Source organism: Maribacter sp. MJ134 (genome assembly GCF_003970695.1).
GTDB lineage: Bacteria > Bacteroidota > Bacteroidia > Flavobacteriales > Flavobacteriaceae > Maribacter.
Genome location: NZ_CP034570.1, coordinates 3,718,266 through 3,740,087 on the forward strand (window position 1 = coordinate 3,718,266; position 21,822 = coordinate 3,740,087).

Below are 21,822 nucleotides of genomic sequence, written 5' to 3' on the forward strand. Positions count from 1 at the left end.
TTTTAGCTTTAACTTATAGCGAATCTTACTTTGTTTTAAATTCTGTGATCTTATCGAATGAGGCGACGATTCCTTGAATCAACGAAGAGCTTAATCCTTGATGTTCCATTTCGTTCAGTCCCTGAATAGTGCAGCCCATGGGTGTGGTAACCCTATCAATTTCTTCTTCTGGATGATTACCGGATTCAATAAGCAAATTTGCCGCACCGTTACAGGTATGCATGGCCAGTTCTTGTGCTTCTTTAGCATCAAAGCCCAATTGTATGGCGCCCTGCGTGGTAGCCCTTATCAAGCGCATCCAGAAAGCGATACCGCTTGCACAAATAACGGTTGCCGCTTGCATCTGTGTTTCGGGAATTTCCATAGTGTGCCCCATACGGTTAAAGATGGCCTTGGCCAATTCTATTCGCTTTTTACCCATTTCATTGCTACAGATGCAGGTCATGGACTGCCCAACGGAAATAGCGGTATTCGGCATACTACGAATGATATAATGTTGGGCGCCGATTAGTTTTTCAATCTTATCGATACTGAAACCCGTAATGGCAGAAATTACCACATGATTTTCTTCAAGCAGATCCTTTACGTCCTCCAATATGTTGGCAAAATGCCCGGGTTGTACGGCAAAAATCAGAATATCCGAATTACGTACAGCAGCTCTGTTATCCGTAGTAACGGTTACATTACCATACTTCTCAAAATCCTGAATGTCCTTAAGATTTCTCTTTGTGAGGAACATGCTGGTAGCTCCGTTACTATTTAAAATTCCTTTGGCTATGGATAAGCCTAAATTTCCTGCTCCTATGATTGCTATTTTCATTTCCCCTTTTATGTTATTTTTCCTTGCGTTCTTTATTTAAGTGTTGTTACACCTCCCTTAGTCCCTCCTTTCTAGGAGGGAAACAGTATTCACGACTTTGAGCTTTTAAAAAACACCTGCTTTCAAGTTCAGTCCTAAATCCTCTTCTAGTCCAAAAATCAAGTTCATGTTCTGCACCGCTTGTCCTGATGCGCCTTTTAATAAATTATCAATGGCCGATGTAATTAACAATGTGCCTTCATGTTTGTGTAAGTGAATGTGGCATTGATTTGTATTTACCACTTGTTTTAAATGTATGGGTTCATCAGCTACTTGTGTGAACATGGCATTCTTATAAAAATCTTTATAAAGTAGCTGTGCATCTTCTAAACTACCATCAAAAATGGTATAAGCCGTGGCCAAGATTCCCCTAGTAAAATTCCCTCTATTGGGAAGGAAGAAAAGGTCCGACGTATTTGCTTGTAGCGATTTTAAACTCTCGTTTATTTCTCCTAAATGCTGATGGGTAAAAGGTTTGTACCAGCTTACATTGTTATTCCGCCAGCTAAAATGCGATGTAGCAGACGGACTCACACCTGCTCCGGTACTCCCCGTTACCGCATTGATGTGCACGGCATCATTTAGCTTTTTGGCTTTGGCCAGCGGTAACAGTGCTAATTGAATCGCCGTTGCAAAACAGCCCGGGTTGGCAATATAATTGGCATTTTCTATGGAAGACCTATGAAGTTCAGGGAGGCCGTAGACAAATTGTTTTCCATCAAAATTGGCATCGGCCTGTAACCTAAAATCATTACTTAAATCGATAATCTTGGTCGACGTTGAAAATTGATTTTCTTTTAGGAATTTCGTTGAGTTTCCATGTCCAAGACAAAGAAAAACGATATCTACGTTCAGATTTACATTTCCTGTAAATTCCATTTCGGTAAGGCCCAGTAGATCTGGGTGTGCACTCGTTATTTTCTTTCCTGCCCTAGTCGTGCTAAATACAAAATCTATTTCCGTTGCCGGATGATGCAACAGTATTCGCAAGAGTTCACCTCCTGTATATCCTGAACCGCCTATAATACCTGCTTTGATCATGTTTAGAATTTAATTGTGATGCGTTTTACACCTCCCTTTATCCCTCCTTTATAGGAGGGAAACTAGTATAGATTTGAATTATAGATTATCGTTGACGTAGTTGTAAATTTTACTGGCATTGGACTGTATTTTAATAAAGCCCTTGGCTTCATCGGCCGTCCAGCCTTTATTCATTTCACCATAGCTGCCAAAAGAGGCATTCATCAAATCATGTGCTGATGAAATACCGTGTAATCTGAACTGGAACGGATACAAGCCCACGAAAACATCGCCAGAAACGGTTTTTTGCGTATCGGTTAAAAAAGCTTCTATGTTTCGCATTACCGGGTCTAAATAATTACCTTCATGTAATAACATTCCGTAGAAATTACCTTGCTGTTCTTTTTGAAATTGTTGCCATTTCGATAGTGTATGTTTTTCCAATAAATGATGCGCTTTTATAATAATAAGTGCCGCTGCAGCTTCAAAACCGACCCGACCTTTAATGCCAATTATCGTATCACCTACGTGAATATCCCTGCCAATTGCATATTTAGAGGCTATTACTTCTAACTTTTCAATATTTGCGACGGGATTGTCTTTTTGACCATCAATAGCCACCAATTCTCCGTTCTCAAAAGAGAGTTTTACTTTAGAGGGTTCTTTTTCTTGTAACTGACTGGGATAAGCGGTATCGGGCAATGGCTTTTCCGAAGTAAGTGTTTCCTCACCGCCAACCGAGGTCCCCCAAAGACCCTTATTTATGGAGTATTTCGCTTTTTCCCATGGGTAATCCACTCCGTTTTCTTTTAAATAGGCGATTTCCGCTTCACGCGACAATTTATTGTCACGAATAGGGGTGATAATAGTTATTTCTGGCGCAATAATCTGGAAAATCATATCAAAACGTACCTGGTCATTACCGGCACCAGTACTACCATGTGCTATATGGCTCGCACCTATTTTCTTGGCATAATTTACGATTTCAATTGCCTGTACAATTCGCTCGGCACTAACGGATAATGGGTAGGTGTTATTCTTTAGGACATTCCCGAAGATGAGGTACTTCACCACCTTTTCGTAAAATGTCTTCACGGCATCGATAGATGTATAGGAAGTGGCTCCCAATTGCAATGCTTTCTCTTCGATACTTTTAATTTCTTCCGCAGAAAAGCCACCGGTATTTACACTTACCGCATGCACTTCATATCCTTTTTCCTGTGATAAATATTTTGCGCAGTAAGAAGTATCCAAACCACCACTGTATGCTAAAACTAGTTTACTCATTTTGTTTTCTTTTTTAAGAGCAATTGCTCTTTTATGCTTTTTAGCCTTGTAAAGGCCTTACTGTTTACGTTGTCTTTTTTTGTTGCAGGTTGGGCATTTGGGTCGTGCAACATTCCTGTGCAAAGGCACATTTTTTGTTCCGTCCTGGTAAGAATATCAAAATTCTTGCAGGTTTGGCAGCCTTTCCAAAACTCGGGGTCGTCCGTTAGTTCAGAGAAGGTTACCGGCTTGTAACCCAACTCATAGTTGATTTTCATTACCGCCAAACCAGTAGTAATACCGAATATTTTGGAATCCGGAAATTTGGTTCTACTTAAATCGAAGATGCGTTGCTTAATTTTTTTCGCAAGTCCTTGACCTCTATAATCAGGATGAACGATAAGTCCGGAATTAGCAACGAATTTTTCATGACCCCATACTTCTATATAACAGAAGCCGGCAAAAGTTTCCCCGTCCAGGGCAATGACGGCATTACCGTTCTGAAGCTTTTTCTGAATATACTCCGGAGTTCGCTTTGCGATACCCGTACCGCGCACTTTGGCAGACTCTCCAATAGTATCGGAGATGATATGGGCGTATTTAAAATGTGATTCGTTAGCAACAACTAGTTTCATTGCTATTGGCTTTTAAAGGATAAAAAATAAATATGATTGTGTTTGTGCGGAAATGGACTCACCTATTTCCATAAGTTCTGTAGTACCCTTACGGGCGACGGCGAACGGGAACAAAAGAACGTACCGGAACCAAGGTCCAGTGAGAAGAAGTTATGTATGCTTTTGTTTTCATTACACTTCAAATGTACAATTAATATTGAATTATCCTAAAGCGAAGGAATAATTTTACAAAAACTTCACTTTTTGTTACGATGTGTAATGATTTCATAAATCAAATAGGCATATACCGAAAGATACTCAATGGCAAGCAACCATAAACTCTCTTTAAAATCGGTCCGGGAATAGGCAAAATAGCTCAAAACTACTACGGCGGACCATAACAAAGCGAAGCGATATGGGGTAAATATGGTCAGGGTCACCAAAAAAATCACATACCAAGGATGCACGGTTGGCGAGATAAAATAGTACAAGGTCAATATCCATAGCATGGAAGAAAGTAGGACCGTTAAGTTCTGATTCTTTCTCAGAAAAGTAAATAGGAGTACAATGGCTATCGTAAGAATTGGCGTTAGTTTACCATAAGTCTTGATCAGTTCCCATGGTTTGGCCTCAAACTGAATCGCTATTTTTTTTATGCCATTGTATAGGCCCGCATTGAATTCAAAATTAGAGAACCAGAGCCCTATGGTTTTCGAGTAATTATGTATGAATTCCGAAGAATAGAATGGCGCAAATAATACTAGGGAAGTAGCTCCTATAATCGAATAAAATAAGAGACTTTTCTTAAAATTGAAATGTTTTAAGAACAACGGTAAAAATAACAAGGGGACCAATTTTACCGATATGGAACAGGCAAGAACCACACCCGCCCATTGCCATTTGTTTACGGAAAGTAGGTACATGGCCCACACGAAGAAGAAAAGCATCGCCCCCTCAAAATGGAGGTTGCCCGTAAGCTCTATAATGACCAAGGGGTTTAAGAAATACCAAAATATAAGGTGTGGAGAGCGATTGAGATTTTTTAATAGTTTCCGCCCAAAGTAAAAAATTCCAATGTCCGCCAGTATAACAATTCCGCGTAAAGCGACTATGGAACCTAAAATACTCTTTCCACCAAGGATAGCGGCAATAGCAAAGAATAGTTGATTCAAAGGGGGGTAATTGCTGAAATGCCGAGCACTTAGACTACCCATGCCGTCATGTAGTTGCTGTGCATTGGCAATGACCAAATCCGATTGCCCGATCAGTGTATCGGGAACGTTTAAATAAGGATTTAGGAAATTACTTACCAGTTCCCCGTCCCATATAAAACGATAGAAATCTTGGGATAAATTGGGTTCCGTTAAAAGAAAGACCAATCTGGAAAGTATACCAATGATCAATAGAAACCGAAAGTTCCATTTTTCAAACTGGATGAGCTTAAAGCAGAGGAAAAACAGTGCCGCGAAGAGCGTTACTAATTTTATGAAATCTGTTCGCTCTAGATGATAGGCAAAGGTGTAATAGAATGCAATGCTTAAAAAAGCCAACACTAGCGAAACCTTGTGAAGTTTCACATATGTAATTAAGCTATTGGACATTTTTTATAGGTTGATTGTTCTGACTAATGTAGTGGTTTTTAAACGGAAAGAAAACCTATTTTATCCTCATCTTGGCGAGAAGCTCCTTTGCCATTTTAGCCGCTAAGTAGGCGGTCATGTCATTCACGTCCCTGTCCGGGTTATATTCCACGATATCGGCACCCACAACTGTAGCCTCTATATTTTGGATGAGATTAATGACTTGCCGGGAAGATAGGCCACCCGGTTCATGATGTGAAACACCCGGCGCATAGGCTGGGTCAAAACCATCCATGTCCAATGAAATATAAAGCGGATTGTCGAATTTAGGAATCTTAGTCAGGTCTAAATTTCGCATTTCGTGAATTTCAACGCCAAACTTGGTTGCCTGTTCCGCTTGGTGCGGGTTTAAGGTTCGTATGCCCACTTGAACCAAGTTTACTGCAAAACCTTTTTCCATGATACGGGCAAAAGGGCAAGCATGGGAGTAAGGATCTCCTTCATAATCGTGATATAAATCGGCATGGGCATCTATATGTAGGATATCCAGTTTGGGATAATGCTGATGAAAAGCTTTTATAATAGGGAAGGTAACGGAATGGTCTCCTCCAAAACTAAGTAGTTTAGCGCCCGATGCTAGGTGATTTTGGGTAATGTTTTCAATACCAAAATAATCATCAATTTTAAAATCCCCTTTATCCGTGACGCTTTCATTTTCAATGGAAATTCCATTTTCCGCATACAAATTCATGGAGTCGGAATACAATGCCTTACGTATGAGTGCCGGTGCTTTGGCGGGACCTTGCTGAAAGGAAGATTTTTTATCCCACTCCAGCCCTTGGATATTGATTTTGGTCATGGAATTTTAACTTGATTAATGCTCAAAAGCAAGATACTAAACGATAAGCCAGATTGGTAATTCAGGTCAACAAAAAACGGACAACAATTTCTTGTCGTCCCTCTCAACAGTATATAGTTGCGGGTAAGATTTTAAGCCCTTATCGTTAACGATTTAAAGCATACAAAATCCCAAGAACGAGATAAAGTGGAGCGGAAATGCTTGCTTTTAAGGTCTTTGTAAAAGACGCAGTTCAAGATATATCTTAACCTTTATAAGGCTTCAAAAATTCACCTTCCCATACTGATTGAGTAATAAAAAAGCCTCTTAGAGCGGCTCAAATAGTATTGTGTCTTTTAGAATTAAGGACTTGCGCAACGGTTACTTTTGTTGCCAGTAGTTTTAATCTTCACATTCTATATTTTCCACTTTCTTAAAGAACTGTTTGCCCATTTTCCCTTGAAAATTTTTAAATGTTTTTCCTCTCTTTCTCTTGAACTTTCTGTAACTACCAATTTTCAGACTGTCCTTTAGGCCATTTTCTTCGATTTTAGTTATTAAGTCCAAATACTCTTCTTTTGATATTGGAAAAACTGACGTCAGCTTATTTCTTTTGATATGATAGTAATTAGTTTGGTCATCCTCAATTTTAGGATACTTAACTGTTCTAAAATTTACTACTAATAAGCGGTTTTTGACCTCCCAATTACCATAAGAGCTAATATTTTTAAACTCCCTATTTGAGTCAATCACAAAAGTACTGTCACATCGTAGCGTTAGTGCTTTTCCAAATCGACCGTATGTAGAGAAATTAGTCCGATAAAGTCCAGTCAGTGTTTTTGGTGAACATGAAACGAAAAGGATAATTATTAGGTTTAGAATTATAGTTTTTTTCAACATCGATTATTTCAATCCATTTGCAATTTAATATGGGTGTTTTACTTATAAAAGATGTAATGAGTCAAATGGCGTGTTGAGTTAGTAAACGAATTCTTAAATTACCGCCAACAGTCTTTTATACCGTCAGTTAGGGGTTAGTATGCCTTAATTTTCGGTTTGGCGCTGGCGCTCGTAATTCCGAGTGGATTCGCCTGAGCCTGTCTTGAGTTTGTCGAAGGGTAGTCGAATCACCGTAATTTCGGTTATAAATCGATAGCCACAGCTTTTATTCATTCCACGTCTTTATCTTTTTCACCAATTGATTTATTTTCAATTTTAAATCTAGGATATCTAAATCAACTATCTCTATATGTTTTACTATTTCAGACGAAAATCTACTTTTTGCCGATGCATATTTTTTTGTGCTTACCTTGGCAATTATATCTTCTAGTTTCTTATTTGAGTCAATTCTCATTTTTTCAATTCCTAGCCAACTTTTAATTGTTTTTGAGGTTAGATAGTTCTCTATTTCTCTTCCTTTTGTAACCCAAGAATTTCTATCTCCTAATTCTTGTTTTATCCTAGATTTTGTAGAATTAATTTTTGACTGGTTAGAAAATCCATCTCTATCCATAACAACGAAAGCATTTCTATTTAGTTTTAAAAGTGGAATAAGCTCTGAAATGATATGTTCACTATGAAATGATAAGTGGGAAAGCAATCTACCTCCATAAAACATTATTGAAAAATGCAATCCTTCAATTAATGTTTTATCTAAAAGTTCAATCCATTTTAGTATGTAGGTTCTATCGCTTGGTCCTTCGACCCAAATTATTCCGTTAGCTTGTAAAATATCACTTGAATGGTAACCTAAGTCGTTTAGAATTGAAAATGTTTTTGCTGTCCTGTTAGCGTTATAAATTGATGATTTGACACCATCATTTATTACGTGATAAATGGACGTATTATATCTAGAGTCAAGGAAAATATTAGAATGAGTTGTTATAAAATATGTATTCTTTGTTTTGCCTAAAAACTTAATGAATTTTCTTTGCAATTCAGGATGGAGATGAATTTCTGGCTCTTCAATACAAACTATAGAATTCTCATGAATTACTAAAGTGCTACACATTATCACCAATTGATGAATTCCAGTACCGAAAGATTCAAGAGGTAGCCTATTACCATCAATGGTTAATACTATTTCCTCCTTTGTGTGAGGAATTTCAATTTGTAGGTCTGGTTTATTTATTAAGTCACAAACAAAAGTTTGAATTAAATTGAATTTTTCTTTTGATTTTTCGTCTCCAATAACTGGGTTTTGCATTTCAAACATTTTACTGATTATGTTCGAACCATTTATCGAAGAGTTAGAGTCTCCATACGAATGAGCCTCTTTAATTACTCTTAAATGAGGTATATAAATTAAGTCCTCAAATGTGGATTGAATTTTACTAATTATTGTCCTTATCCACTGTTGCTTTATAGTATTTATTAATTGAACCCGACCAGCAGAGGAATACTGGGTTTGAAAAGGTACCAACTGTTGTTGGCTTAGTTTTTCAAAGAATTTTGGAAGTTCAATTTGTTGAGAATTTAAAGAGATACTTAAACTATGGTACTCTGAAAGAAAATTGTCGTAGTCAAAATTTAAATATGGTCGCATTTTATTTTTGTCAACAGGTAATTCTTCCCCTTTTATACGAAGATTTAATGTCGATTGTTGTCCGCTTCTACGATGTTGATTTTGAATATCATTAGGAAATTTATTTAAATCTTTGATGTTGAAATTAAGAGTTTGTAAAAACCGAAGAACGTTTGATTTACCACAATTATTTTTTCCAATAATTACATTAATCTTTTTTAGATTGCTGAGGTAAATTCCGTTTTCATCGAAACTTCTATAATTACTAATTCCAAATCCTTGTAGATTCATTTTCTTAAATTATGCCAACAATTGTATAAACGCACCTAGGCACGTTTATACCTATTTCACCAACAAGATACCAAACTTAAGATTACGGCCATCAAAAAAGGATAGCGGTTTCGGCTATCCTTTATAATTTTTTAAACGTATTTCTATTTAGGCTCGTGCCGTCAAGGACTTAAAGAATACAAAAGAGAATCCCAAGAACAACATAAAGTGAAAGGGGAACAGACCAAAGTCGTTCAACGGTATGGCACTATACATCCCAAATAGGAAATAGACCATAAGTGCAAATTCCAAAATCATATTGGGCGATAGTTTTTTAGCCAAATACTTGTTGCCTTTCCAGCTTTCCGTAAGGTTATTGATATTGAATTTTGGGGTACGTACAAACTCACTTCGCTTGCCCATATGCCCCTCTAGCACGGCAATGGAATTGTGTAACGAAAACCCTAAGGCTACCGAGAAAAAAGTGAAGAACAGTTTAATGTAGTCCACAAAATTATCAAAACTGCTTCCCTGAATACTTTTATAGGTAAACCAATAGCAGACAAAAAGAATAATGGTACTTACGATAAAGAAGCTCGTAGCTTCAAAAACCCATCCTAAATGACCGTACATGTTCTTTATGTAGAGCATGGGTATACTTAATAAGGCCACGATAAAAACACAAAGGAACATGGAACTGTTCAACAAGTGCATGACCCCATGAAACTTCGTTTTGAACGGAATATTCTTTGCGGTAATAACGCTCCAGACCGTTTTTCTAAAGTTCTCCGCACCGCCCTTGTTCCAACGGAACTGTTGCGAACGTGCCGCGCTGATGACCACAGGAAGTTCTGCCGGAGTTTCTACATCCTCTAAATATTTGAATTTCCAATTTTTTAATTGTGCGCGGTAGCTTAAATCAAGGTCTTCCGTTAAGGTGTCACCTTCCCAGTTACCCGCGTCTATAATACAGTCTTTTCTCCAGATACCTGCAGTACCGTTAAAATTGATGAAGTGTCCTTTGGCATTACGCCCTACTTGTTCTAGGGTAAAGTGCGCATCCAAGGCAAAAGCCTGAATCCTCGTTAGCGTAGAGTACTCTCTGTTGATATGACCCCAGCGTGTTTGTACCACACCTATTTCTTCGTCCTTAAAGTATACCACCGTTTTCTTTAGCCAATCTGCCGATGGAAGAAAATCTGCATCGAATATGGCAATAAAATCTCCTTTCGCTATTTTTAGACCTTCCTTTAAAGCACCTGCTTTAAAACCTGTTCTATTTTCTCGGCGTATGTGCTGAATATCCAGTCCGGTTTCTTTCAGCGCCTTAATGCTTTTTGCCGTGTCGATAACGGAGTCGTCCGTGGAATCGTCCAACACCTGAATTTCCAATTTACTTTTTGGGTATTCTATTTTTGCGATGTTCTCTAAAAGTCGTTCCATGACATATTCCTCGTTGTAAACGGGAAGCTGTATGGTCACGAAGGGAATCTCCTTTGGATCTAGTAAGTTGTATTTGGGAGCGGTCTGGTTTTGTCTTTTCTGACTTAAATAATTCACCAAAAGATTCAGTTGAGCTAGGCTATAAAAGAAAATCAATAGCAGCGAAATACTGTAAATTGCAATAATGATGTAAGAAATAGTAAGTCCCATATTATTTTATACTGTATTTAAAAATCCAACCCAATATTTTAATGCCCGCAAATATACTACCTTTTACCGTTCCGGACACCTTTGAAACACCAATTCTTTTCTTGTAACGTACTGGTACTTCGGTATATGTCATTTTTTTTCGCAAAACTTTCAATTGCATTTCTACAGTCCACCCATAGGTCTTGTCTTGCATTTCCAATTCCTTGAGCTTTTCGTATTTAATGGCTCTAAAAGGACCTAAATCCGTAAAATTTGCCCTAAAGAACAGGCGCATCAGAAATGTGGCCAACCAGTTGCCAAAAACCTGTTGCGGTGTCATGGATCCTTCTTCTCGCAATTTTTTTCTTCTTGCCCCGACTACAAAATCGATATCATCTTCCAAAATTGGGGCCACTACCTTATCCAACTCTTCAGGATAATCAGAATAGTCTCCATCAATAAATACGATGATATCCGGTTGTTTGGACTGTTGTGCAACATAATCCAGTCCACGGAGGCAGGCATAACCATAGCCTTTTTGTTCTTCCGTAAGTACCGTTGCTCCAGCGTTTTGTGCATTTTGGATGGTATGGTCCGTAGAATTGTTGTTCACAACAATAATTTCAGCTACGGATTCAGGAAGCTCGTTAATTACTTTGGCAATAGAATCTGCTTCATTAAAGGCGGGGATAATTACTTTAATTTGGGTCATTATTTCAAATCGGATAAACTGTTCTCTTTGGTAAAAGCGCCAAAGCTAGTCCATTCCTTGATTTTTTTTCCATTGCTATATTTTTCAGCAGAAGTAAGCTTCTCATCACTATATTTAAGACAGTACCCATTTTTTACACCTTTGCTCAACTGGCATTTGTGATTAATGCGCCCTTTACTGTCATAAAATAACCACCAATTCACTTTTTCGCCATTTTGGTAGTGCCCCTCTTGGGTACGTACCCGGTATTCGTCGAAAAAATACCAATAACTATCTCTCTTGCCATATTTATAACTTCCTTGCTCTGCAATTCTTCCATTTTCATGATAGAATTTCCAATAATCTGTGGGAACGTTATAGCGCAACCACCCTTCCGAAGCTAATTTTCCGTTAGGGTGATAGGTTTTACTATAGGTTTTTTCCTGTGCGTAGGAAGAACAAACGACCAATAAAAAAACTACTACAATGAATGATTTAGGGGACATAGCACTATTTTTTATTTACCAATTCCATCAAATCGGGGTCATTTCCTAACAGGACTTGTGTTGGATTAATGCGACCTTCTTCCGGACCGTTTTCCAGTTTTAGTACACCACGTGGACATACGGCCGAACAAACTCCACAGCCCACACAACTAGAACGGACTATATTCTCGCCCTTTTGCGCATAGGCCCTTACATCTATACCCTGTTCGCAGTAGGTAGAACAGTTTCCACAAGAAATACATTGACCACCATTGGTAGTAATTCTGAAACGTGATTTAAAACGTTGTACAAAACCGAGATAAGCAGCTAAAGGACAACCGAATCTACACCACACCCTATTTCCAAAAATAGGATAGAAGCCCGTACCGATTACACCGGCGAATACGGAACCTATCAACAAGCTGTAAGTATTTTGTACTCCCGATGTTTTGAAGCCCAACACGGTGCCCGTTTCTGAAAAGAAGCTGTACAGGGTCATTCCCGTCATGACCAAAGCGAATAACAATACACTGTGAATCAACCAACGTTCAACTTTCCAAGAAAATAAAGATTTGCTAGAGTGCTGTCTATATGGGTCGCCCAGGGTTTCTGCCAGTCCACCACAACCACAAACCCACGAGCAGTACCATCTTTTTCCAAAAAAGTATACCATGACAGGAACAATGACCAGGGTAAGGATAATACCCCAGAATAAAATGAACATACCAATACCGCCGCTGTTGATGAGCGATTTTAGGTTCCACTGAAAGAAGAAATCATAATCTAGCGGGAAGGCATTTTTAAAATCATAATACGGCATTTGAAGTCTTACCATGATTTCAGGAATTAAAAAGGCGAATACAATCTGAAAAAACAGTACAGAGGTCGTCCGAACTATTTGGTAGATGTTATGACGGTACTTAATGTACATGCGCACGGCCATAACGGTCATAACCACACAATACATAAAGCCGTATACAAACCAATGTCCCGCAGGGTTACCGCTAAGGCTTTCACTGATAGGGTCTACCAGATACGTCCAGTTTACCGCATATTCTGAGCGGAAGTAAAGAATAAGGTAGAAACCTACGAGAAAGATAAACACCAGCCACGCAACCCAACCTTTGTTTGTGCTGCTCTCATGGTAGATACCATCGTTCTTAATTCCTTTTTGACCTAATAGTACCACATTGGGGAGTATAAAGAGTAAAGCTCCTATAATTCCTAATCCAAAAGTAAGGAACCACATTAATCCCTTGTTCTCTACAATGAAACCGCTACCCGCTTTTTTTCCAAGTTGGGCAGCCATGTCATGGGGTTTGGTGTAAATGACTTTTTTGTATTCTTTGTTCTTGCGGTGTTGCGCATTTGCTTTTTCTAAGGCATCGGTGATTATAGGCGCAAAGGCCAACATGCCATCAAAGGATTGATTGACAACATTTTTTTCTAAATCCGAAATGAACAAATCGCTTTTTATGCCTTTTTCGTTTACGAATTCACTAAAATCGGTACTTGATATCTTGTAGGTTCCTATTACAGGTAATACGGTAAAAATGGCCAATCCAATCAAAAAAATGACAAGCCCTATATTTTTTATTGTTTTCATTCTTTCGATGGGTTAAGCGTTACTGAAAATTCGTTTCCAACTTTTCTTTTTTGGGTTTATACTGGTTCCAAATTCCGAGTTGTATTTGGCCACTATCTCACCCTCATATTGTTTGTAGAATTCAGGATCAAAATTCGCATCCTTTAAATACTCCATAACATAATCCACGCTCCTTTCTTCGGTAAGCCATTTGTCAAAAATCTCGTGGCGCATGCGTATCCCAAATGTATTTATGCCTAAGAATAATTTAGACTCTTTATGGAAGGCTACGGTAATGCATATTTTTTCTTTGCTATGGCGCCAATGGAAGTGTTGTTCGTACTCCTTCATTCCCCGTTCGCTAAATACCCAACCATAGGTTTGGTACTCCACATCTAGAAATTTGGCAGAGTTGAACCAATGTCCCGGTTTGTATTCCGTTGGATTACCGCAAAGTGTTTGCGCTAAAGTTTCGCCCATCATCCTTCCTGTATACCAAACTGCTTCTATTGGTCTTCTGTTGCCAATAGCCTCGTGCTGTTCGGCACAATCTCCGATAGCATAAACGTTTTTGGCACTGGTTTCCAGCAAACGGTTCACCTTTACACCTCGTCCTAATTCAATATCGGATTCCTTTAAGAAGTCTATATTAGGAGAAACTCCCGCCGTTAAGCCTACTACGTCACAGGCAATGGTATCTCCTTTATCCGTTACCACCGCTTTCGCCCTTCCATTTTCGTCGGACAAAATTTCAACAAGATTAGTGCCTAGGCGTAAATCTATGTGATGTTCCTGTATGTGTTCGTTGATCAAGGCAGATTCACCTGAAGGCAGTACGCCGTTCCAAAAGCTGTCTTCTCGTACCAAGAAAGTTACGGGTATTTTACGGCTACGGAGCATTTCTGCCATCTCTATGCCTATGAGTCCACCGCCAACGATGACGGCTCTTTTGCAGGTTTCTTTGTCTGGAGCGAATTTTTCAAGATTATCCAAATCCTGTTTGGAGTAAAGTCCTTGTACACCTTCTAAATCCTGACCTGACCATCCAAATTTATTCGGTTTAGAACCTGTGGCGATAACCAATTTATCATAATCAATAGCGGTACCATCTGCCAGTTCTACCTTATTTGCACCGGTATGTACGTGCTTTACATAACCTTTAACCAGCTCAATTCTATTCTTTTTCCAGAACCAATTTTCGTAAGGTTGGGTGTGCTCAAATTTCATATGCCCCATATAGATATACATGAGAGCCGTACGGGAGAAAAAATAGTCCGTTTCGGCAGATATGATAGTAATTTTTTTGTCGGAGAGTTTTCTAATGTGGCGCGCTACGGTTACCCCTGAAATACCGTTGCCGATAATAACAATATGTTCCATAAATTGGTTTTGTTGGTTGTTGTGTCGTGCTTAAAGATAATAACTTAACAAAGCATCTTTATTTAGAAAGATTATAAATTTTAGAACGGAGAATTATTTAACAGGTATTCCTGAACATGACAAAATTTTGTCATAAGATTAGGTAAATTCATCTTGGTCAATATGTTAAGGTATCAATTCTTTAAACTCTTAAAATATTCATAAAAAACTGATAGTACTGTAGGGATGTTAAAATAGTTTCGACCTAGTGGAAAATGCTAATCAATTTATAAAACAACTAAAATGAAAAATACAATAACCATCCTAAGTATAAGCCTATTTTTCTTGGCCAGTGTCAACGCCCAAGATTTAAATAGCTACTTCGCCAGCACAGATAGTTTCTTAAAAGAACATGTTAAGAACGGTCGTGTAAATTATAAAGCGATAAAAAACAATCCTGATGTCCTAGCGTCACTTTTAGCTAATGCAAAGAAAATTTCTGTTTCCAAGACCGATGCAAAGAATTACCAAGCTTTTTGGATAAACACCTACAATTTGTTGGTCATAGATGGTATTGTAAGAAACCATCCATTAAAATCTCCCTTGGACGTCAACGGGTTCTTTGACAAGAAAAAGCATGAGGTAGGTGGGGAGAACATCACCTTGAACGATATAGAAAATAAATTGCTCAGGGCCAATTTTCCTACCGAAGCTAGATTTCACTTTGTGCTCGTTTGCGCAGGTTTGGGTTGTCCACCAATAATTAATTCTGCCTACCAACCGTCAACGTTAGATGCGCAGTTGCAAAAGCAGACAGTAAAGGCACTAAATGATAATAACTTTATCCGTGTTAACAAGAACAAGGTTCAAGTTTCCCAAATATTTGAATGGTATAAGGGTGATTTTGAGCAAAATGGCTCGGATTTGGTAGACTTTATCAATGCCTACAGAACAGAACAACTTCCGGACAAGAGTAGAGTGTCCTATTATCCATACGATTGGACCTTGAACGAGGTCAAATAAAACAATAAATAACAACTTAAATAACTAGTAATGAAATCATTAAAAAGAAATTTATTTCTTGCAGGAACCCTATTGGCTTTTTTTAACGGAGTTTCGCAAGACAGTTTACAGCAAAAAAGTAATATTCAACAGTACACACCCTCTAAATTAATAGGTAAAGGTCAAGTTGATATCAAATGGTTCAACAACCTTTACACGCAAACGGAAAGTACATTTACGGATGGTGAGGAGCCTAGACAATCATTTTTCACTTCTACCTTTGAATTCTATACCGGAGTAGGACGTAACAACAGAGTAAATCTAGGTTTTATCGCGAGGTTGCGTTCTAACGTAATTAGTTCACAGAATGATGAAAGGGGTGCTTTAGATGTGTTTAGCTTCAGTGGTGACGATAATTCCCGTTCAGGTCTAACGGCTTTTGCCCCATCTATTAAGTTTGTGCCTTTTGCTTCTGTCAGTAATTTTTCAATTCAAAGTTCACTCTTTATACCATTGATAGATAATGAAACTGAAAATGGCGTATTCTTGGAGCAGAACGGTTTTGTTTGGCAGAATCGCTTATTTTACGATTACACCTTCCCCGGAAACAAATGGCAATTATTCACAGAATTGACAACAGAGCTTAATTTCGGAGACCAAGATGAAAGCTTTGCAAATAATAGTTTAAATATAAATCCGGGGGTCTTTATCAGTTATTTCCCAAGTTCTAAATTTACGGTTCTTGCTTTAGCCCAACATTCTCAGCGTTTAGATCTAGGAAATGATTTTGCTCAAGATTTTACCGCTGTCGGCGGAGGTGCTAAATACCAATTGACCAAAGCATTGAATGTGGAAGTTTTATACACCAATTTTGTACGAGGAAGTAATACAGGTCTAGGTGAAACCTTTAACATAGGATTACGAGGTATTTTTTAAAATAACCCCTTAAAAAAACTAAATTAGGAGTCGTAATATTCTATCATGAGAAAATTAGGACTCCTTTTCATTTGCTTTATACAATTCTCTTGCACCAGTGATGCTCAGGAGAAAATAAACGGGGTAAGCTTCGTTGCTTCCAGGGATAAGGCTACTCAGGCACAAGTAGACGAGGTGCTTAATATACATGCCAACAGTGCCGCCGTGATGCCCTTCGGTTTTATGCGGGAAATTGCAAGTCCCGAAATTATTTTTGATACGGATAGGCAATGGTTCGGAGAAACCAGTGAAGGTGCCAAGCAGTACATAGCGCTCTTACAAAAGAACGGAATAACGGTAATGTTAAAACCTCAAATTTGGGTGTGGAGGGGAGAGTTTACGGGTACCATAATGATGGAAACCGAAGAAAATTGGAAGAAATTGGAAAACTCTTACGATAAGTTCATTTTGAATTATGCGGCCTTGGCTGAAGAAACATCGGTACCTATTCTTTGTATAGGTACGGAACTGGAAAAATTTGTTGAGAGTAGACCGGATTATTGGTTAGGATTGATAAAGAAAGTACGAGCTATCTATAAAGGTAAGTTAACCTATGCAGCCAATTGGGACGAGTATAAAAGAACGCCGTTTTGGAAAGAACTGGATTATATAGGGATTGATGCCTATTTTCCCCTGTCGGATGCAAAGACCCCAACAGTTAAGGGGTTGCAGCAAGGGTGGCAACCATGGAAAGAGAAGATATCGGAGGTATCCTTGGCCAATGATAAACAAGTGCTTTTTACGGAGTTTGGTTACCGCAGTATGGACTACACTGCCAAAAAACCTTGGATGGTAGACAATAATGAAGACAACGTAAACTTGGTGGCTCAAGCAAATGCAAAAGAGGCCATATTCAATGAATTTTGGTCAGAAGATTGGTTCGCCGGTGGGTATGTGTGGAAATGGTTCATAAAACATGACACATCCGGTGGGGCATTGGATAACCGGTTTACTCCGCAGAACAAACCGGCGCAAGAGGTCATTGGAAATCATTATAAAGCCTTTAAAAATTGAAAAGAATTCTTGTATTAGGTATTGGTTTATTGCTATCCTGTTCGGACGATTTACCAGAAAACAGTTCCCTATCTTCTTTTATTGGCACTAAAGAAATTGTTGTGGATAATGTAATAGCCTGTGCGGCAAGTAATCCGAATGACGATTTGGTAAGCGTTTTTCTATACCCTAGACCGGGCGCAACCAACATTCAATACTTTGAAGCGATTGATGAGGGTATAGAGAAAACGGATTTTGACGCATATCAAATAAAGGTTTCACCGCTACTAGATGTTTTCAATGGTTTTTTACAGAAGTTTGAAGTTGCGATTAATCAAGAAAAATGGGTAATTGTGAGTTTTGAGGAAGATGGAAAAATACATTTATCCAACCCTATCCGAATAAAGAACAAAAGCAAACCTACGGAGTATATTGCTACCAATGTAAGTGTGGAGTCTCATACAATAAATCCTTTGATTAGTTGGGAAGACGGCCTTTACAACGATACCAAGATATATTTTCAAGTGATTACGGACGCTGATAATAATCTCATTTCCGGAACCTACACCTTTGATAGATTCTTTAGATTTTACGAATTGGACAATGTGGTGCTGAATATTACACCGAAAACACCGGACAGTCTGCAGCCTGGTCTCACCTATGGTATTACACTATTAGCCGTAAGTGAGGATAATTGGGTGAATCTATTTTCCACAAGAAATTTTACACCCTAATTACATTCGGTTGGCGTTGTGATACTTTTCAAGGAACTAAGCCCTATTTTTGTAATCTAGCCATAGTTCAATGATTACCAGATATGTAATATATTTTCTGTTGCTTCTTTGTCCGTTTCTGAACGCACAGGAAGGAATAGTGCAGGATATAAAAATCCAAGGGACCAAAAGAACAAAACCTTCTTTTGTCAAGAATTTGGTAGAATTAAGAGAGGGGATGGTTTTGGACTCCACACTCCTAGAGAAAGATATGACCCGTCTCAAAAGGCTTCCCTCCATATCGCATGCATACTATCAAGTTTTTCCTGCTGTTGGAGGCAATTATAGCGTTACTTACGGCATAGAAGAAAACTTTACACTCATACCTTTTGCTAATCTGTTCAGTTCCGCGAATGACGATTTCGCCTTTAGGGTAGGGCTCCAAGAGTTCAATCTTTTTGGTAGGAACATCACCTTGGGAGGCTTTTATCAATATGATATTTTTAATTCTTACGGACTAAGCTTTAGGGCACCCTATCTGTTCAGTAATAAGTTTGGCTTGGCGCTCAATTACAATAGTTTTACCACGCAGGAACCTGTATTTTTTGATAACGATACGGCAGATTACCGCTACAATAACGAGGGTTTTGAAGTTTTAGGGCTTTATGAAGTGAATTTTAAAAACAGATTAGAGTTAGGTATAAGTTTCTTTACGGAAGATTATGATTACCTGTTCGGTGCCACTAGTCCTGGAGTCCCACAAGAGCTATCCGTAGATAAACATCTTTTTAAGCTTATTTATAATTTTGATAACGTCAACTACCATTATCAATACCTCTCCGGTTTCAAGAGCAGTCTAAATCTTCAGTATGTTGGGAGTACGGATAACAATCTCCCTGATTTTTGGATTGGCTTTAATGATTTTTCCTACTACCACCGCGTTGGTGAAAAGGGCAATTGGGCAAGCCGTCTTCGCCTAGGTCTTGCCAGTAACGTAGATACCCCATTTGCACCCTTCACGGTAGATAATAATTTGAATATTAGAGGTGTCGGGAATACAATTGACAGAGGTACGGGGGCCATTGTCATAAATACGGAATATAGACATACGTTGATAGATAAAGATTGGTTTGTCTTGCAGAGTAATGTCTTTATCGATGGCGGCTCTTGGCGAAATCCAGGTGGTGATTTCGGGGATTTTAGTGACAATCAAAATATAAGGATTTACCCAGGAGCAGGACTACGTTTTATGCACAAAAGAATTTTCAATGCCATCTTTAGGATTGATTATGGATATGGTATTACAAAAGACGGAGATAGAGGTATTGTTTTTGGCATAGGGCAGTATTTTTAATGATATTTGTTACTGGAACACGAAACCATTACTATGCGCCTTAGACTATTTCTATTTATCATAGCATTATTTGCTTTTAATGGTCTTTCCGGTCAAGTAGGAATCGATACCGTTATGGCAAAAAAAGGAGACGGTATCTTTTCTATATTGAGAAACGCCGGTATGGATCCCGCTACACATTACGAAGAATTCTACAAGTTAAACGAGGAACATATTCGCAATGGCAGTGAATTGATCAACGGTAAAAAATATCTCTTACCGGATGCTCCGGATTCTTTTAAAAATAGGGGCACTAGAATAGTTGTTAACGAGCAGATAGAAAAGCCTATTTTCGATAAGGAGCTATCCAAATTGGCAGTTAAGGATAGCACCCTAAAACATTCGGTTTATTACATTATGTATTCACCTAATTTAAGCGATGGGGATATTTCGGAGCGCTCTAATAATTTCATTATTCAACTGGCCAAAGAGTTGTTGGTAAGGAGTGCTAAAGTTTATATTTTGGAAGATGCATCAAACACGGATAATCCTAGTAAGGAGGCCGTAGATAAAGATTTTGGTTTATTGGAGTTAGGGGAGTATTCCGGGGTCATAAATAAGAAGTATTTAATGAATAACGGGAGTTATCAACGCGTACTAGTACTACAAGAATTGAACGGAAGTGCTAGGAATTACGCCGTTAATGTGAGTCATTATAGTTCAAGTAAAGAGGGTCTTGCACTGGCCGGTAATTTGCAAAAGAGTATCAAAAAGTATGCTGCGAAGAGAACGGACGTAAAAAAAGGCATCTCCATCTTTGATGATGAGATTGGTATTTACCTTGCTAAGAACATCTTAGCTCCAGTAACGATACTTTCATTGGATAGTGGAAAAAAAGCCCTTGAAAAGGGTATTGAGGTAAAAGCAGGGAAAACCTATTTGGCCAAGATGATTATGGAAGGTATAGCTAAGGATTATGCCCAGAATAGCAGTGGTGGTTAATGCAAATCTTGTTCCTTTTAGTGCGGCATGAACTTTGTTTAATGTAGTTACAATGAAAACGTTTTACATCGGTATTTTTCTGCTCCTTTCTGGCAATCTACTTGCTCAAGATTCCTTGAAGACCGTTACTGCGGAAAAAGGGGATGGGGTCTTGTCCTTGCTAAGAAAACAAGGAATAAATCCGTACGAGGCGTACGAATCGTTTATTCAGCTGAATATAGACAACTTAAGGGATAGCGTTCACTTATATGAAGGGCGAGATTACCTTGTTCCAAGAGTAATTTTGGACACGGTACCTGTCGTAGATTCCATACAGGAACAGACCAAGAAAATAAAAGAAATTGAAGCAATGACCGTTTCCATTTTTGGAGAAAAACACGAAAAGGTGCTGTCCAAAAGCGAAAGGCTCAAAGGAGCTGTCTATTATTTGGTTTCCGGACATGGTGGCCCAGACCCCGGCGCTATGGCCGTATATAAAGGAAAATCTATTTCTGAAGATGAGTACGCCTATGACATTACGTTACGGTTGGCCAGAGAGTTAATGGCCCATGGCGCTCAGGTTTATATTATTATTAGAGATGAGAATGATGGTATACGGGATGAGCGTATTTTGGAAATAGATAGAGATGAGGTTGCTTATCCTGATAAAAAGATTCCCTTAAACCAAGTAGCGCGCTTAAAACAGCGGGTAGAAATCATCAATAAGCTTTACAAAAAGAATAAGGGCAAATACCAACGCCTAATTGTTACCCATATAGATAGTAGAAGTCAAGGTCAAAATATCGATGTCTTTTTCTATCATCACGAGAAAAGTAAGAACGGTAAAAAATTGGCGGAAAATATTCATCGGACATTTCAAAAGAAGTATAAAAAATATCAACCTAACCGAACCTATTCGGGTACATTTGAAGATAGAACTTCCCTTTATTTGGTAAAGAAAACACATCCGGCAATGACGTTTATAGAAATAGGGAATATCAAGAACCAGAAAGACCAGAAAAGAATTTTGGTATCGGATAATAGGCAGGCATTGGCAAAATGGATTTCCGAGGGCGTGCTACAAGACTTTGAACAAGAGTAA

Annotated in this window: 20 protein-coding genes; 7 read left to right on the forward strand and 13 right to left on the reverse strand. The window is 38.5% G+C overall.

The window, feature by feature from the left end:
- Window positions 1–25 precede the first annotated feature (25 nt).
- From proC to EJ994_RS16095, 13 genes are all read right to left on the reverse strand, one after another.
- Window positions 26–820: a pyrroline-5-carboxylate reductase gene (proC, locus tag EJ994_RS16035; protein ID WP_099574601.1), complete on the reverse strand. Its 795-nt coding sequence runs from the start codon at window positions 818–820 to the stop codon at window positions 26–28.
- Between the two features lie 105 nt (window positions 821–925).
- Window positions 926–1,900, reverse strand: coding sequence for an N-acetyl-gamma-glutamyl-phosphate reductase (gene argC / locus EJ994_RS16040; RefSeq protein ID WP_126593411.1), 975 nt, complete (start codon window positions 1,898–1,900; stop codon window positions 926–928).
- A gap of 78 nt (window positions 1,901–1,978) precedes the next feature.
- Window positions 1,979–3,166, reverse strand: a complete 1,188-nt coding sequence (gene argG, locus EJ994_RS16045) for an argininosuccinate synthase (protein ID WP_126593412.1) — start codon at window positions 3,164–3,166, stop codon at window positions 1,979–1,981.
- On the reverse strand, window positions 3,163–3,780 hold the full coding sequence (locus EJ994_RS16050; protein WP_126593413.1) for a GNAT family N-acetyltransferase: 618 nt from the start codon (window positions 3,778–3,780) through the stop codon (window positions 3,163–3,165). The genes argG and EJ994_RS16050 overlap by 4 nt, the downstream gene beginning before the upstream one ends.
- A 236-nt stretch (window positions 3,781–4,016) precedes the next feature.
- Window positions 4,017–5,360: a mannosyltransferase gene (locus tag EJ994_RS16055; protein ID WP_126593414.1), complete on the reverse strand. Its 1,344-nt coding sequence runs from the start codon at window positions 5,358–5,360 to the stop codon at window positions 4,017–4,019.
- Between the two features lie 55 nt (window positions 5,361–5,415).
- Window positions 5,416–6,198: an agmatinase gene (speB, locus tag EJ994_RS16060; RefSeq protein ID WP_126593415.1), complete on the reverse strand. Its 783-nt coding sequence runs from the start codon at window positions 6,196–6,198 to the stop codon at window positions 5,416–5,418.
- A gap of 381 nt (window positions 6,199–6,579) precedes the next feature.
- The gene (locus tag EJ994_RS16065) at window positions 6,580–7,077 is read right to left on the reverse strand and encodes a hypothetical protein (protein ID WP_164721489.1); all 498 of its coding nucleotides are present in this window, start codon (window positions 7,075–7,077) and stop codon (window positions 6,580–6,582) included.
- Window positions 7,078–7,342: 265 nt separating this feature from the next.
- Window positions 7,343–8,992 (reverse strand): ATP-dependent nuclease, encoded by a 1,650-nt coding sequence (locus EJ994_RS16070; RefSeq protein WP_126593417.1) that lies wholly within the window; start codon window positions 8,990–8,992, stop codon window positions 7,343–7,345.
- Between the two features lie 147 nt (window positions 8,993–9,139).
- Window positions 9,140–10,624 carry a cellulose synthase family protein gene (locus tag EJ994_RS16075; RefSeq protein ID WP_099574594.1) on the reverse strand — a complete coding sequence of 495 codons (1,485 nt, stop codon included), beginning with the start codon at window positions 10,622–10,624 and terminating at the stop codon, window positions 9,140–9,142.
- A 1-nt stretch (window position 10,625) separates the two neighbouring features.
- Complete coding sequence (locus tag EJ994_RS16080) at window positions 10,626–11,315, reverse strand: glycosyltransferase family 2 protein (RefSeq protein WP_099574593.1); 690 nt, start codon at window positions 11,313–11,315, stop codon at window positions 10,626–10,628.
- Window positions 11,315–11,800, reverse strand: coding sequence for a toxin-antitoxin system YwqK family antitoxin (locus tag EJ994_RS16085; protein WP_126593418.1), 486 nt, complete (start codon window positions 11,798–11,800; stop codon window positions 11,315–11,317). Before EJ994_RS16085 ends, EJ994_RS16080 begins: the two co-directional genes overlap by 1 nt.
- A gap of 4 nt (window positions 11,801–11,804) precedes the next feature.
- Window positions 11,805–13,385 carry a 4Fe-4S binding protein gene (locus EJ994_RS16090; RefSeq protein WP_126593419.1) on the reverse strand — a complete coding sequence of 527 codons (1,581 nt, stop codon included), beginning with the start codon at window positions 13,383–13,385 and terminating at the stop codon, window positions 11,805–11,807.
- Between the two features lie 12 nt (window positions 13,386–13,397).
- The gene (locus EJ994_RS16095; RefSeq protein WP_126593420.1) at window positions 13,398–14,744 is read right to left on the reverse strand and encodes an NAD(P)/FAD-dependent oxidoreductase; all 1,347 of its coding nucleotides are present in this window, start codon (window positions 14,742–14,744) and stop codon (window positions 13,398–13,400) included.
- Window positions 14,745–15,026: 282 nt separating this feature from the next.
- On the opposite strand from EJ994_RS16095, the gene EJ994_RS16100 reads away from it, so the two are divergent.
- The 7 genes from EJ994_RS16100 (at window position 15,027) to EJ994_RS16130 (ending at window position 21,822) form a co-directional block, all read left to right on the forward strand.
- Window positions 15,027–15,746, forward strand: a complete 720-nt coding sequence (locus EJ994_RS16100) for a DUF547 domain-containing protein (protein ID WP_126593421.1) — start codon at window positions 15,027–15,029, stop codon at window positions 15,744–15,746.
- A 30-nt stretch (window positions 15,747–15,776) separates the two neighbouring features.
- A complete protein-coding gene (locus EJ994_RS16105) occupies window positions 15,777–16,661 on the forward strand; it encodes a hypothetical protein (RefSeq protein ID WP_126593422.1) in 885 nt (294 codons plus the stop codon).
- A 45-nt stretch (window positions 16,662–16,706) separates the two neighbouring features.
- Entirely contained in the window at window positions 16,707–17,714 is a 1,008-nt protein-coding gene (locus EJ994_RS16110; protein ID WP_126593423.1) for a glycoside hydrolase family 113, read from the forward strand.
- The gene (locus tag EJ994_RS16115; protein WP_241240807.1) at window positions 17,711–18,427 is read left to right on the forward strand and encodes a hypothetical protein; all 717 of its coding nucleotides are present in this window, start codon (window positions 17,711–17,713) and stop codon (window positions 18,425–18,427) included. Before EJ994_RS16110 ends, EJ994_RS16115 begins: the two co-directional genes overlap by 4 nt.
- Before the next feature lie 70 nt (window positions 18,428–18,497).
- On the forward strand, window positions 18,498–19,760 hold the full coding sequence (locus tag EJ994_RS16120) for a POTRA domain-containing protein (RefSeq protein ID WP_126593424.1): 1,263 nt from the start codon (window positions 18,498–18,500) through the stop codon (window positions 19,758–19,760).
- A gap of 33 nt (window positions 19,761–19,793) precedes the next feature.
- Window positions 19,794–20,741: a hypothetical protein gene (locus EJ994_RS16125; RefSeq protein ID WP_126593425.1), complete on the forward strand. Its 948-nt coding sequence runs from the start codon at window positions 19,794–19,796 to the stop codon at window positions 20,739–20,741.
- Between the two features lie 52 nt (window positions 20,742–20,793).
- Entirely contained in the window at window positions 20,794–21,822 is a 1,029-nt protein-coding gene (locus EJ994_RS16130) for an N-acetylmuramoyl-L-alanine amidase (RefSeq protein ID WP_126593426.1), read from the forward strand.

Bases quoted from the DNA above. Each gene is read 5' to 3' on its own strand.
- EJ994_RS16070 (WP_126593417.1), bottom strand. From the start codon at position 8,992: ATGAATCTACAAGGATTTGGAATTAGTAATTATAGAAGTTTCGATGAA.
- proC (WP_099574601.1), bottom strand. From the start codon at position 820: ATGAAAATAGCAATCATAGGAGCAGGAAATTTAGGCTTATCCATAGCC.
- EJ994_RS16100 (WP_126593421.1), top strand. From the start codon at position 15,027: ATGAAAAATACAATAACCATCCTAAGTATAAGCCTATTTTTCTTGGCC.
- argG (WP_126593412.1), bottom strand. From the start codon at position 3,166: ATGAGTAAACTAGTTTTAGCATACAGTGGTGGTTTGGATACTTCTTAC.
- EJ994_RS16080 (WP_099574593.1), bottom strand. From the start codon at position 11,315: ATGACCCAAATTAAAGTAATTATCCCCGCCTTTAATGAAGCAGATTCT.
- EJ994_RS16105 (WP_126593422.1), top strand. From the start codon at position 15,777: ATGAAATCATTAAAAAGAAATTTATTTCTTGCAGGAACCCTATTGGCT.
- EJ994_RS16090 (WP_126593419.1), bottom strand. From the start codon at position 13,385: ATGAAAACAATAAAAAATATAGGGCTTGTCATTTTTTTGATTGGATTG.
- argC (WP_126593411.1), bottom strand. From the start codon at position 1,900: ATGATCAAAGCAGGTATTATAGGCGGTTCAGGATATACAGGAGGTGAA.
- EJ994_RS16110 (WP_126593423.1), top strand. From the start codon at position 16,707: ATGAGAAAATTAGGACTCCTTTTCATTTGCTTTATACAATTCTCTTGC.
- EJ994_RS16050 (WP_126593413.1), bottom strand. From the start codon at position 3,780: ATGAAACTAGTTGTTGCTAACGAATCACATTTTAAATACGCCCATATC.
- EJ994_RS16095 (WP_126593420.1), bottom strand. From the start codon at position 14,744: ATGGAACATATTGTTATTATCGGCAACGGTATTTCAGGGGTAACCGTA.
- speB (WP_126593415.1), bottom strand. From the start codon at position 6,198: ATGACCAAAATCAATATCCAAGGGCTGGAGTGGGATAAAAAATCTTCC.
- EJ994_RS16085 (WP_126593418.1), bottom strand. From the start codon at position 11,800: ATGTCCCCTAAATCATTCATTGTAGTAGTTTTTTTATTGGTCGTTTGT.
- EJ994_RS16120 (WP_126593424.1), top strand. From the start codon at position 18,498: ATGATTACCAGATATGTAATATATTTTCTGTTGCTTCTTTGTCCGTTT.
- EJ994_RS16130 (WP_126593426.1), top strand. From the start codon at position 20,794: ATGAAAACGTTTTACATCGGTATTTTTCTGCTCCTTTCTGGCAATCTA.
- EJ994_RS16075 (WP_099574594.1), bottom strand. From the start codon at position 10,624: ATGGGACTTACTATTTCTTACATCATTATTGCAATTTACAGTATTTCG.
- EJ994_RS16125 (WP_126593425.1), top strand. From the start codon at position 19,794: ATGCGCCTTAGACTATTTCTATTTATCATAGCATTATTTGCTTTTAAT.
- EJ994_RS16065 (WP_164721489.1), bottom strand. From the start codon at position 7,077: ATGTTGAAAAAAACTATAATTCTAAACCTAATAATTATCCTTTTCGTT.
- EJ994_RS16055 (WP_126593414.1), bottom strand. From the start codon at position 5,360: ATGTCCAATAGCTTAATTACATATGTGAAACTTCACAAGGTTTCGCTA.